The following is an 11881-nucleotide window of genomic DNA, read 5'->3' on the forward strand; positions in this document are numbered from 1 at the left end:
GCGCGGGGAGGTGTCTTGAATCAGCCGCCGCGCTTCGCGTCGGCGGGCGCGTTCGGATGGCGGGCGAGGAGCGTGCGCAGCTGGGGCTGCCGGCGCACCGCCTCCTGCTTCAACAGGTGCGCGATGAGGGCCGGCGGCGCCGCGCTCCAGCGCGCGATGTTCTGGATGAGCATCGGCGAGCGGTACGTACGCCCGCACAGCATCGACGCCGTCTTCCCATCCACCGGCATCCCGATGAGCGCCGCCAGCGCGCGGCCCTCCGTGTTGATGATGAGCTCCACCTTCTCCTCGGCGGGCCCGCTGGTGAAGCGCTGGCGGAGCACCTCGCGCCCGGAGCGGCGCGTGCCCTCGGGGATGTCACGGTCGTTCGTGACTTTGTACAGCTCCATGAGCCGCCGCATGCCCCATAGCCGGCGGAAGATGGACGCGGGCAGCTGCGGGTTGCGCAACAGCCACCGCCGCACCCCCGCATCCGCCGAGAAGGCCGCCCGCCCACACAGCGCCTCCAGCCCCACCGGGTTGCGGTGGTTGCGCGCCACCAGTCGCGCATGCGCCAGGCCCACGCGCGCGTTCTCCAGCACCGCCTTGATGACGGAGGGCAGCGGGTCGAAGCAGAACGCGGACAGCACCGGGTCCTCCGCCGCGTGCGCGTGTGCCACGCGCTGGTCCTCTGGCAACGGGTGCAGCCGTGTCTCGAAGAGCTGACGGTAGTTGCCCAGCGCCACCTCGGGCTCGTCCTCCTCGGCCTCCGCGTCGTCCGGTGCGTCCTCCGACTGGGGGCTCTCGGCCTCGTGCGTTGCCAGGTCGAGCGTGGGGAGTGTCTCCTCCTCCTCCTGCGTGGAGCCCAGGGGCCGGTGACTTGAGCCGCGCGCCGTGCCCACGGGACCCGGCGAAAGGGGATTCAGGCCAGGCGCCGCCGAACTCGCGGTGGCCAGGGGTGGCTGGGCGCCGGGCGCCGCTCCCGGGCTCGAGGCCGTGGCGGCGGGGAGCAGCGCGCCCTCGGAGACGAGCCGCGTGAGGATGGTCTTCAGCCGCTCCACCGGCAGCCCCGTCAGGGCTGGGAGGTTCCTCGCCGGCGTGGCCCCGTCCAGGCGCGAGAGCACGAAGCCCTCCTCGGGACTCAGGGTCAGCTTCCGCAGGTCCACCCCGGGGTTCAGCTTGGGAATCCAATCCGCCATTGCTCCAGAGTCTCCCACGACCCGCGAGCCTCGCGGAGCCCTGGCTTCCCTCCAGGGAACCCCTGTCACAAATTGCGCGTGAGACTGAACGGGCGGCCGCGGGACGGCCGCCCGGCCGGCACCCGGCCATGTCCATGCCTACACGCTCCGACCCGGGGCAGGTTGACGCGGACCGTTCCCCAGGACACAACTTCACCCCATGTCCGACCGCATCCAGACCTATGGGGAGTTCTGGCCGTTCTACCTGCGGGAGCACGCGCTGCCCTCCACGCGCCGGCTCCACTTCATCGGCACCAGCCTGGGCACGGCCATCGGCATCACCGCCGCCGTGACGGGGCGCGGGCTGCTCGTGCCGGCCGCCCTCGTCGCGGCCTACGGCTTCGCGTGGTTCAGCCACTTCGTCATCGAGCGCAACAAGCCGGCCTCCTTCAAGTATCCGCTCTGGTCGCTCATCTCCGACTACCGGATGGCGGGGCTCATGGCCGTGGGCCAGCTCGGCCCCCACATGGACCGTGCCCTCGCGGGCGGAGCCGGCTCCGGCGCAGCGAATCGGCTGTCCGCGGCGCAGCAGCAGGCCCGGTAGTCCCTCGCGGGTGTAGCCATGCGGAAGGGGGCCGACCTATACATCCCTTCCCATGGGACGCATTTTCGAGACACGCAAGGCCACGATGATGGCCCGCTGGAACAAGATGGCGAAGGTGTTCACGCGGATCAGCAAGGACATCGCCATCTCGGTGAAGGCGGGTGGGCCCAACCCCGATTCGAACTCGACGCTGCGCCGGATTCTCCAGAACGCCCGCGCCGCGAACATGCCGAAGGACAAGGTCGACGCCGCCATCAAGCGCGCCAGCGGCCAGTCGGCGACGGACTACGAAATCGTCCTCTACGAGGGCTACGCCCCCCACGGCATCGCCCTGCTGGTGGAGACCGCCACCGACAACGTGGTGCGCACCGTGGCCAACGTGCGCATGCGCTTCAACAAGTACGGCGGCAACCTGGGCACCACCGGCAGCGTCGCCTTCATGTTCCAGCGCATGGGCGTGTTCCGGCTCAACCCCGAGGGGTTGAACGTGGAGGAGCTGGAGATGGAGCTCATCGACCACGGCCTGTCGGACATGGGAGAGGGCACCGGCGAGAAGGGTGAGAAGCAGCTCATCCTCCACTGCGCCTTCACCGACTTCGGCCAGCTCCAGCACGCAATTGAAGCCAAGGGCCTGTCGCCCATCTCCGCCGAGTCCGAGTACGTGCCCCAGAACCTCATCGAGCTGCCCGAGGACAAGGCCACCGAGGTGCTCGAGCTGGTGGACTCGCTGGAGCAGGACGAAGACGTGCAGCGCGTCTTCCACAACCTGGGCTGAGCTTACGAAGGAGGGCGGCCGCCCGGACAGCACGGCCGCCCTGGTTCCTGGAAGGGCTACTTCGTGAAGGTGATGGGGCCGTTGGAGAGGGTGCTGTTGCCCGCTCCGTCGACCGCGCGCACGCGCCAGGTGTGGCTGCCGGCGTTCAGCCCCGTGATGGAGAGCTGCTCCGTGCCCACGCCGTACACCTCGAACTCCCACAGCGAGTAGCCGTAGGCCGTCGCGCGCTGCACGCCACGCATCCGCACGTAGCGCCCGACGCCGCTCAGGCCCGTGAGGTTGTCCTCACCGCCGTCGCCGTTGGTCTGGTTGGACAGCGTCTGCCAGCCCGTGGCGCCGTCGAGCGACGTCTCCACGACGTACTGGCGGCCGAACGCGGCCTCCCAGGTCAGCCTCACGCGCTTGATGGAGTAGACGGCGCCGAGGTCCACGGTGATGGACTCGGTGTCCGGGTTGGCCACGTCGATGCGGCTGGACCAGCGCGTGGTGGCAAGGCCGTCCACCGCGTCGTTGGGGCTGCCGAACTCGTTGGAGGTGGCCGCCACGTTCTTCCCGAGCGCGAGGTTGACGGTGGTGCCCACGTACGCACGCGGCGTGGCCGTGGGCGTGCGGTCCGTGCCATCCACGTTGAGCACGTATTGCGAGACGCCCGCGCCCACGTCGGTGGTCTGCTCCCAGATGAAGGTGGTGATGGTGCCCGGCACCGACTGGTTCGCCGCTGGCACCAGCGCCGCGAAGGCCGCGGGCGGCGCGGTGTCGTTCATGGTGAAGGTGGCCGTGGCCGAGGTGGTGACGCCCCCCGCCCAGTTGTAGGCCCTCACGAACCACGTGTGCGCCCCGTTGCCGATGGGCGTGCTGGTGAGCACGGCGGACGGCGTCTTCGTCGTCGCCACGGGGAAGGGGCTGCCGTCGAGGAAGACCTCGTAGCGGTGGATGCCCGTCTGCGGGTCGCTGCTCGCCGTCCAGGTGAAGGTCGGCTTGGTGGTGATGGTGGAGCCCGGCGTCGGCGTCTGCAGGGTGAAGGCCGTGGGCGGCGTGCTGTCGCTGAGCCCGAAGCCCTGGATGCCCGCGCCGTACTGGAACAGCGGGTTGCCGTAGACAGGGAGAATCGGCTGGCCCGCGGCAATCTTCTGCCGGATCTCCGTGCGCTGGGCGGCGGTGGCGCCCAGGTCGAACGGCAGGTCCCACTGCTCCAATTGGTTGTTCTCCACGTCGGTGCCAATCTGGTCCAGCGAGCGCGGGAGCTGCCAGGGCAGCATGCCGCGCGGGAGGACGTCGCCGAAGAGGATGTCCGCCACGGCCGGGCCACCGGAGTCGCCTGGGCGGTAGGCCGCGAGCAGCGCGTTCGTCTGGGGGACGACGTTGGTGAGGATGTACGGGCGGGGGAGGATGAGCACCGTCGTCGTCGGGATGTTCCGCGACTTGAAGCTCGTGATGACGCCGTACTGGTTGCCCCACTTCGCGTCATGCGCCGGGCCGATGGGGTCGCCCGGGAGGTAGGGCTTCTCCTTGTCCCACTCGGTGCCGTGGGTGAAGTAGCTCTCGCCCACCACGACGATGGCCGCGTTGGGCGTGACGCCCGCGGGCGCGTTGTCCTTGTAGACGGTGATGCCCGCGGCCTCCGCGCGCTGTTTGATTGCCTGGTAGATGGTCAGGTCGCCGAACTCCGTGCCGTGGAAGTCCGAGCGCCAGGTCACCATGCAAGACGGGTCATCCGCGCGGGGGCCAGCGACGACAATCGACGCGCCGGCATTCAGGCGCAGCGGCAGGGCGCCGTCGTTCTTGAGCAGCGTCATCGCGTTGGCCGCCGCGCGGCGCACGAGCGCCTTGTGGTCCGCCGTGTGCCACTCGGAGGTGCCGGCGGGACCGCGACGGTACGGGTCCTCGAAGATGCCCAGGCGGAACTTCAAGTCGAGGATGCGGCGGACGGAGTCGTTGATGCGGGTCAGCGACACCTCGCTCTCGAAGGCGCCCATCTGCGTCGGGGTGGCGCCGCCCATGACGTCCGAGCCCGCATTGGCCGAGCGGGACCACGCGCCCGACGGCAGCCAGTCCGAGCAGATGACGCCCTGGTAGCCCATCTGCTGGCGCAGGTAGTTGAGGATGCCCGGGTTGTCACCGGCGCCGTAGCCCTCCGGCCCCAGCAGCCAGCTTCCGGCGTAGCCCGGCATGATGCCGCTGGTGCCCGCCTCCAGCGCCGCGTGCCACGGACGCATGTGGTAGTGGATGGTGGTGCCGTCGTAGGTGATGCCGGCCTCACCGCCCGCGCCCTGGCCCGGCCAGTGCTTCGTCGTCACCCAGATGGAGTGGGGATTCACCTCCGGGCCGCCCTGCAGGCCCGCGATGAGCGCGCGGGTGATGCCGGCGGCCAGGTCCGCGTCCTCGCCGCTGCCCTCCTGGATGCGCGGGTAGAGCACCTTGGTGCCCACCTCGGCCAGCGGGGACAGCGTGCCGCGGCTGCCCACCGCGACCTGCTCGCGGCGCTGCATGTCGCCCAGCTCGTAGATGGTGTCGAGGTCTCTCGTCGCGGCCAGCGCGGGCTGCGTGGGCCAGCTCGTCTTGAAGCCGTGGATGCTGTCGCCCGCGTCGACGTGGGGGATGCCCAGCCGCGTGGCGGCGGAGGCGCGCTGAAAGTCGACGATGTCCTGAGGGCTCAGCGGGCCCATCATGAAGCCGGCCTCCGGCGTCGTCTTCGCGTCGAAGAACATCTGCAGCGCCTTCTCGTGCAGCGTCATGCGCGACAGCAAGTCATTGACGCGCGTGGTGACGGGGTTGTGCCAGTCCTCGTACGGCTCAATCGTGCCGTTCTTGTTCAGGTCGCGCATGCCGTTGATGAGCGGCACGGCGTCCGCTTGCGTCTCCACCGTGGGGAGGTACACGGAGAAGGTGCGCAGGTCCGAGCGGCTGGTGTTGCCGCTGGGGAAGGTGGCCACGACGTACCACTTGTACGTCCAGCGGTCCGGCAGGTCCTGGGTCAGCGTCCACGAGGTGCCCGTGGTGGTGGCCATCAGCGTGTAGCGGTCCAGCAGGCTGCCGCGCGCCATCCAGTCGTAGTCGTCACGGCTGATGTTCACGTAGACCTGATAGTTCGTCGCGCCGGTGGCGGCCGCCCACTGCAGCGTGGGGCGGCGGGTGTTGGTCACCATGGCGTTGTTGGCCGGGGCGACGACGGCGAAGGCGCCCGTCACCGCGGGCGGAGGGACCTTCACGTACGGGTCCGGGATGATGGTGCGGTCTCTCCCGTCCGGGTTGGTGCCGGTGGAGAAGATCTCCACCTTCCACTCGGCTCCCTGCACCGCGAGCGCGGAGACCGACTGCGCTCGGAGCACCGTGCCGGTGGACGTCGTCACCACCATGCGGATGTCCGTGTTCGGCGCCGTGGGCGAGAACTGGTTCTTGGACATCGTGACGGTGGTGTTGGGCGGGAAGGTCAGCTCGTAGATGAAGGGCCCGGGCGGGTTGCGCACCGACGGCGTGGTGGGGCCTTCCTCGGGCGTCGGGGTGATGCTGATGGGCGCGGGCGAGACATTGATTTTCGCGTACGCCAGCTCGGGGAACATGAGCTTCACCGTCTGGTTCGTGGTCTGCGGGGGCGGGTCGGTAGGACCTCCGCCGGGCCCGTACACCTCGAAGGACCAGAGCGACAGGCCGTAGCCGGTGCCTCGGGTGATGCCGCGCATGCGCACGTAGCGGGCGCTGCCCGACACGGTGACGTCGCGGCGGCCCGCCGTGCCGTTGGTGACGTTGGGGGCGAGCGCCGTCCAGTTGGCGTCGTCGTTGGAGCCTTCAAGCACGTACACGCTGGCGTACGCGCCCTCCCAGTCCAGCGACACCTTGCCCAGCGTCTGCACCGAGCCGAGGTCCACGCGAACCCACTGGTTCTCCAGCACGGCCGAGGACCAGCGCGTGCCGACATCCCCGTCGAACGCGTACTGCGCCGCGAGGTGGGCGGCGTTGGCCTCCACGCTGGACGCGGTGGCGGGCCGGCCCCTGGCGAGGTCGCCCGAGGCGGCGCCGACGCCGTAGATGGCGAGCTCCCAGAGCGAGTAGCCGTAGTCGATGGCCCCGCGCACCTGCCCGAGGATGCGCACGTAGCGGCCGGTGCCCGTCACCGCCAGGTCATCCGTCCCGCCGTCGCCATCCGTGATGACGCGCGCGTTCGTCCAGTTCGTCCCGTCCGCGGACACCTGGACCGAGTAGCCCTTGCCGTAGGCCGTCTCCCAGGTGAGCACCACGCGGGCGATGGTCGTGCTCGCCCCGAGGTCGACTTGAATCCACTCGTTGGTGGTGAAGCCGCTGCCCCACCGCGTCCCGGCGTCTCCGTCCACCGCGAAGTTGCCGGTGAGCCCCGGCTCCGCGGAGGACGTCGTCACCGGCCGGTTGAGGGCGAGATTCACCGTCCCGGCCTGCGCCTGCGCGACGGGCGCGAAGATGACTGCTCCCACTGCCGCGAGTACCACGCACACCCTGGCCAGCCACGGGCCGGGGCGTTGCGCGCCCTGCACACGCTGCGTCAGCACATTCATAGGGAAAAGCGGACCGTTGGAGAAAGTGGGGGAGGGGTACATTCGGCGCGTATCGAGGAGAGCCTGCGTCCGAGCGGTCCTTTCCTTTCTGGTTGGGATTTTAATTGTTCGGACTGTGAAGAAAGTCAAACCAAGTCAGGATAACGTGGCAAGCCGAGACATCCACGCGAGCCATGACGCGAGACGCCAACGGCCTCCGGTTGGACTTCTACCGGGTTGCTGTTGCCGCCAGATTGCGTTGCGGAGACGCGGGCTCGGGAGGGACTTCCGGAGGCGGGGCACGGCCGGGGCAGGCGCTGTCGCGTCGCTGCCCCGGCGGCCTCACGGCTTCCAGTCCTGTGCGCGGGACGTGCGTCCCGCGCGCCACTTCAGGCGCTGACGCCCACACCAATCGGGCAGCTCACGCCGGTGCCGCCCAGGCCGCAGTAGCCGCCCGGGTTCTTCTCCAGGTACTGCTGGTGGTAGTCCTCGGCGTAATAGAAGGCCGGCGCAGGGAGGATTTCCGTGGTCACCGCGTCGAAGCCCTTCGCCTGCAGCGCCTTCGCATACGCGTCGCGGCTGGCCTCGGCGGCGCGCTTCTGGGCCTCGCTCGTGTAGTAGATGCCGGAGCGGTACTGCGTACCCACGTCGTTGCCCTGGCGCATGCCCTGCGTCGGGTCATGGCTCTCCCAGAACACGCGCAGCAGTTGCTCGAAGGAGAGCTTCTTCGGGTCGAAGACGACGCGCACCACCTCGTTGTGGCCCGTCTGCCCGCTGCACACCTCGCGGTAGGTGGGGTTGGGCGTCAGGCCGGCCGCGTAACCCACCGCGGTGCTGTACACGCCGGGCGTCTGGTAGAACTTGCGCTCCGCGCCCCAGAAACAGCCCAGGCCGAGCACCACCTCCTCGTGGCCCTCCGGCACCGGGCCCTTGAGCGGGGTGCCGAGCACCTCGTGCTTCGCGGGAACGGGCATCTCTTCCGACCGACCCGGCAGTGCCTCCTCCGGGCCCGGCAGCTTCAGCTTCTTCGTGGGGTTGAAGAACATGCCCCAGGAATAGCGGTCTCCCCGTCCGGTTTCACCCCCAGACGGAGCAGGCGGCCGGGCGAAGGGTGGAAGGCCCGTTCCGCTGGTGGGCCGCCCTGTGTCCCTGGACTACGGTTCCCCCACATGCGCCCAAGACTCACCGCTGTACTCCTATGTGTCCTGCCCTCCCTGTCCTTCGCCGCGAAGGACGCCCGCTGCCAGGGGACGCCGAAGGCCCGCGCCGCCCGCTTCTCCGAGCAGGCCATGAAGGGCGCCCCCGCCGCCGAGCGCTACGCGGCCTATGTCCAGGCCTGCGCGCTGGACGAGGTGGTGGAGCTGACGAAGCAGTTGGTCCGCTTCCAGACGGTGAGCAGCGAGGTCCCCGCGGCGAAGAGCCCGGGTATCGCCGCCATGGGCCGCTTCCTCCAGAAGTGGGCGAAGGCGCATGGCCTGGCGTACCGCACCGTGGGCAACAACGACGTCTTCGAGCTGGCGTGGGGCGAGGGCGCGCCGCACCTGGGCCTCGTCTTCCATGGCGACGTGGTGCCCGCTCCCGCGCACGAGTGGAAGAAGCCGCCCTTCGAGCCGTACGTCGAGGGCGGCCGCCTCTACGGCCGTGGCGTGGAGGACGACAAGGGGCCCCTGGCCCAGGCGCTCGTCGCGCTCGACTTCGCGCGGCAGCTCGGCCTGAAGCCCCAGGGCCGGGTGCTCGTCATCGTCGGCAACGGCGAGGAGAGCGACTGGACGGGGATGACGAAGTACGCCGCGTCCGAGCCGAAGGCCACGCACGTCATCTCCGTGGACTCCAGCTACCCGGTGGTGGCCGCGCAGTCCGGCTTCGTCGCATGGAGCCTCGAGACGCCGGTGGGCGAGCCGGTGAAGGGCGCCGCCGCCACGGTGCGCGCGGTGGATGTCACCGGCGGCGAGTTCCTCACCCAGGTGCCCGGCGCCGCCACGCTGAAGCTCGCGCCTTCCGCGGGCCGCACGCCCGAGCAGGCCCTGGCCGACGTGCAGGCCGCCGTCGCGGCGGAGAAGGGCGCGCGCGCTACGCTCCAGGCGGACGTGAAGCGCGACGGGGACACCGTGGTGCTCACCACGCACGGCAAGGCGGTGCATGCGTCCATCGCCGACGAGGGCCACAACGCGATGTGGGACCTGGCCGCCGTGGCCGCGCGCCTGCCGCTGGAGGACAACGGCATCTCCGCCATGCTGCGCGTGGTGGCCCGCCGCTTCGACGGGGACCACTTCGGCCAGAAGCTGGGCGTGGCGTACAAGGACGACGGCCTCATGGGCCCGCTCATCTCCGCGCCCACCGTGCTGCGCGTGGCGGACGGAAAAGTCACCCTGGGCGTCAACATGCGCCGGCCCCAGGGCAAGGACGCCGTCGCCTTCAATGCCTCGCTCGACCAGGCCGCGGCGCTGGTGGGCGAGGACACCGGAGGCCGGGTGAAGGAGGCCGCCGGCCGCTACGTGGGCGACGCGCACGTGGCGGACACGTCCGGCACGCTGGTCACCACGCTGCTCGACATCTACAAGCGCCACCGCAACGTCCCGGACGTGAAGCCCGGCTCCGTGCGCGGCGGCACCTACGCGCGCCTGTTCCCCAAGGGCGTGGACTTCGGCCCCGGCTTCCCCGGCGAGCTGTACACCGGCCACGCGCCGGACGAGTCCATCTCCCTGGAGAGCCTGGACGCCGGCACGCGCATGTTGGCCGAGGCCGTGCACACGCTGGCCATCGCGCCTCAGGCTCCGGCCACGCCCGCGCCGAAGTAATGCGCTGCCTCATGAGGCTCTCAGGCGCCCAACCTGGAGTTCTTCCACAGCCCAAGCCGCGGCGCGGCTGACGTCCGTGCCCGCCGTACTTCCCGGCCGGGCCAGGCCTGCACCGGGACGGGGCACGGTGAAGCGTTACAACCTACTTGCCTGCACGCTTGAGGAAGGCGCCCGGGGTGAGCCCGACGAGCTCCCGGAAGTTGGCAATGAGGTGCGCCTGGTCGTAATAGCCCGCGGATGCGGCGATGTGTCCCCAGTCCTTCGAGGCCGCCGCCATCCCCACGGCACGCTGCAGGCGAACGGCCCGCGCGAAATCCTTCGGCCCGATGCCGACACTCTCCGTGAAGGCGCGGCGAAGATGCCGCGCCGTAACGCCAAGCTGCTTCGCCACGCTCTCCACCCGAACCTCGTCTCCTTCGAGCAAGCGGACCGCGCGGCGAGAGAGCCGTGCCGATGCCGGGTCGAAGGTCTGGCGGGTCCGAAGAGCGACCGCATGGGAGATTCGGTCAAGCATCTCCGGCAGGCTTCGCGCCGCGAGGAGCTCGTGGCAGAGGTCGCCGCCCGAACGGCCCCAGAGGTCCTCCAGCGGGATGATCCGGTCCGTCAGCGCACTCGCTGCCACGCCCAGGAGCGGCGCGGACCAGCCTGGCTTGAACTGAAGGACGACCGCCCGCGCGAAGCCGGTTGCGTTCTTGAACAGCGCCCGCGTTCGCGGGCCCGAGACGCACACATCCCCTTTGCGCCCCTCCTCAAGCACTCGAAAGACAAGGATCGTTCTTCCGTCGGGCAGCCGTTCATGACTTGCGCGTCCAGCGACTGGCACGACATCGCGAACATCCTCGATGAAGCGGGAGAGCGAGAACGTCGAGGCGGTAGGGGCCATCGTGTGCTGCATCCTCGCATCGTCGCGCGTCCACCTCGGCCGTTCAAGGCGGCGCGGAAGGCGCGATGAAATGTCCGGTCCATCCAATCCACGGAGCGCGCCGCGCCACATAGTCCTCGCTCTCGGCTCCGGGCCTTTTCACGGGTCGAGCCCACGAAAGGACATCAACCTCATGAGCGAACCGACTCCCGCGGCCAGCATCCCCAGCGCTCCCACGCCGGTCCTCTCGATCAGCCCCGTCGTACTGCCAGCTCCCGGCCGTCCCGTCGAGCTCCAGGTGCGGGTCTCCGCGCCCGTGACCGGAGGCAACCTGCCCATCATTCTGCTCTCGCACGGCCACGGCCGCTCCAACCACCTCTCCTCGTTGAATGGCTACGCCCCGCTCGCCAACTCCCTGGCAGCTCACGGCTTCGTCGTCATCCAGCCCACCCACCTCGACTCGAAAACGCTCACCCTCACCTCGGATGTCCCCGATGCGCCTCTGTACTGGCGCTCGCGGGCCGAGGACATGACGCGCATCCTCGACCAGCTCGACGCCATCGAGCGCGCCTTCGCCGCGCTCGCCGGGCGCTTGGACCGAAGCCGGGTGGCCGTCATCGGGCACTCGATGGGCGGGCACACCGCGAGCCTGCTGCTTGGCGCGCGGCACAAGGACCTCCACGACGGAACGGAAGTGAACCTCACCGAGCCCCGGATCAAAGCGGGCGTGCTGCTCGCCGCGCCGGGCAGAGGCGAGACCCTCAGCAAGTTCGCAGCGGAGAACTACGCCTTCTTCTCGACCATCGACTTCTCCAGGATGACGACGCCCGCGCTCGTGGTCGCCGGCGACAAGGACGACTCTGCCTACCTGACGGTCGCGGGCGCCGCCTGGCACGCCGACCCCTACTTGCTCGCCCCAAGCCCCAAGTCCCTCGTCACCCTGTTCGATGCAGGGCACGGGCTCGGCGGAGTCTCGGGATATGACGTCGCCGAGACCACGGACGAGAACCCCGAGCGAGTGGCTGCCGTCCAGCGTCTCATCTGGGCCTACCTCCGCACCCGGTTCTACCCCGGAGACTCCGCCTGGCCGGAGGCGCAGAGGGCGCTGACGGGCGCAGCCAAGCCGCTCGGACGGGTCGAGTCCAAGTAGGAGGAGGAGGCCCATCCGAAGTAACGCGCT

General features: G+C 69.8%; 8 protein-coding genes. 4 read left to right on the forward strand and 4 right to left on the reverse strand.

Annotation, left to right across the window (positions count from 1 at the left end; translation table 11 throughout):
- Positions 1 to 20: 20 nt before the first annotated feature.
- Positions 21 to 1178 (reverse strand): hypothetical protein, encoded by a 1158-nt coding sequence (locus tag G4D85_RS15515; protein WP_205525559.1) that lies wholly within the window; start codon positions 1176 to 1178, stop codon positions 21 to 23.
- A gap of 199 nt (positions 1179 to 1377) precedes the next feature.
- Here G4D85_RS15515 and G4D85_RS15520 point away from each other — a divergent pair, with 199 nt between their 5' ends.
- A complete protein-coding gene (locus tag G4D85_RS15520) occupies positions 1378 to 1761 on the forward strand; it encodes an Mpo1-like protein (protein WP_164012573.1) in 384 nt (127 codons plus the stop codon).
- 52 nt (positions 1762 to 1813) lie between these two features.
- Positions 1814 to 2536, forward strand: coding sequence for a YebC/PmpR family DNA-binding transcriptional regulator (locus G4D85_RS15525; protein ID WP_164012575.1), 723 nt, complete (start codon positions 1814 to 1816; stop codon positions 2534 to 2536).
- 56 nt (positions 2537 to 2592) lie between these two features.
- On the opposite strand, the gene G4D85_RS15530 is transcribed toward G4D85_RS15525, so the two are convergent.
- Positions 2593 to 7062 carry a galactose-binding domain-containing protein gene (locus G4D85_RS15530; protein WP_164012576.1) on the reverse strand — a complete coding sequence of 1490 codons (4470 nt, stop codon included), beginning with the start codon at positions 7060 to 7062 and terminating at the stop codon, positions 2593 to 2595.
- A gap of 368 nt (positions 7063 to 7430) precedes the next feature.
- Positions 7431 to 8087 (reverse strand): peptide-methionine (S)-S-oxide reductase MsrA, encoded by a 657-nt coding sequence (gene msrA, locus G4D85_RS15535; RefSeq protein WP_164012578.1) that lies wholly within the window; start codon positions 8085 to 8087, stop codon positions 7431 to 7433.
- Between the two features lie 123 nt (positions 8088 to 8210).
- Here msrA and G4D85_RS15540 point away from each other — a divergent pair, with 123 nt between their 5' ends.
- Complete coding sequence (locus G4D85_RS15540; RefSeq protein WP_164012580.1) at positions 8211 to 9839, forward strand: Sapep family Mn(2+)-dependent dipeptidase; 1629 nt, start codon at positions 8211 to 8213, stop codon at positions 9837 to 9839.
- A gap of 142 nt (positions 9840 to 9981) precedes the next feature.
- On the opposite strand, the gene G4D85_RS49445 is transcribed toward G4D85_RS15540, so the two are convergent.
- Entirely contained in the window at positions 9982 to 10734 is a 753-nt protein-coding gene (locus G4D85_RS49445) for a helix-turn-helix domain-containing protein (RefSeq protein WP_240359291.1), read from the reverse strand.
- Between the two features lie 160 nt (positions 10735 to 10894).
- Here G4D85_RS49445 and G4D85_RS15550 point away from each other — a divergent pair, with 160 nt between their 5' ends.
- A complete protein-coding gene (locus G4D85_RS15550) occupies positions 10895 to 11851 on the forward strand; it encodes an alpha/beta hydrolase family protein (RefSeq protein ID WP_164012582.1) in 957 nt (318 codons plus the stop codon).
- Positions 11852 to 11881: the final 30 nt, after the last annotated feature.

The sequence above is a fragment of the Pyxidicoccus trucidator genome (assembly GCF_010894435.1).
In the GTDB taxonomy this organism is placed as follows: Bacteria; Myxococcota; Myxococcia; order Myxococcales; family Myxococcaceae; genus Myxococcus; species Myxococcus trucidator.

Excerpts from the sequence above, each read along its gene's own strand:
- G4D85_RS49445 (WP_240359291.1), bottom strand. The coding sequence starts at position 10,734 with ATGCAGCACACGATGGCCCCTACCGCCTCGACGTTCTCGCTCTCCCGC.
- G4D85_RS15525 (WP_164012575.1), top strand. The coding sequence starts at position 1,814 with ATGGGACGCATTTTCGAGACACGCAAGGCCACGATGATGGCCCGCTGG.
- G4D85_RS15520 (WP_164012573.1), top strand. The coding sequence starts at position 1,378 with ATGTCCGACCGCATCCAGACCTATGGGGAGTTCTGGCCGTTCTACCTG.
- G4D85_RS15540 (WP_164012580.1), top strand. The coding sequence starts at position 8,211 with ATGCGCCCAAGACTCACCGCTGTACTCCTATGTGTCCTGCCCTCCCTG.
- G4D85_RS15550 (WP_164012582.1), top strand. The coding sequence starts at position 10,895 with ATGAGCGAACCGACTCCCGCGGCCAGCATCCCCAGCGCTCCCACGCCG.
- G4D85_RS15515 (WP_205525559.1), bottom strand. The coding sequence starts at position 1,178 with ATGGCGGATTGGATTCCCAAGCTGAACCCCGGGGTGGACCTGCGGAAG.
- msrA (WP_164012578.1), bottom strand. The coding sequence starts at position 8,087 with ATGTTCTTCAACCCCACGAAGAAGCTGAAGCTGCCGGGCCCGGAGGAG.
- G4D85_RS15530 (WP_164012576.1), bottom strand. The coding sequence starts at position 7,062 with ATGAATGTGCTGACGCAGCGTGTGCAGGGCGCGCAACGCCCCGGCCCG.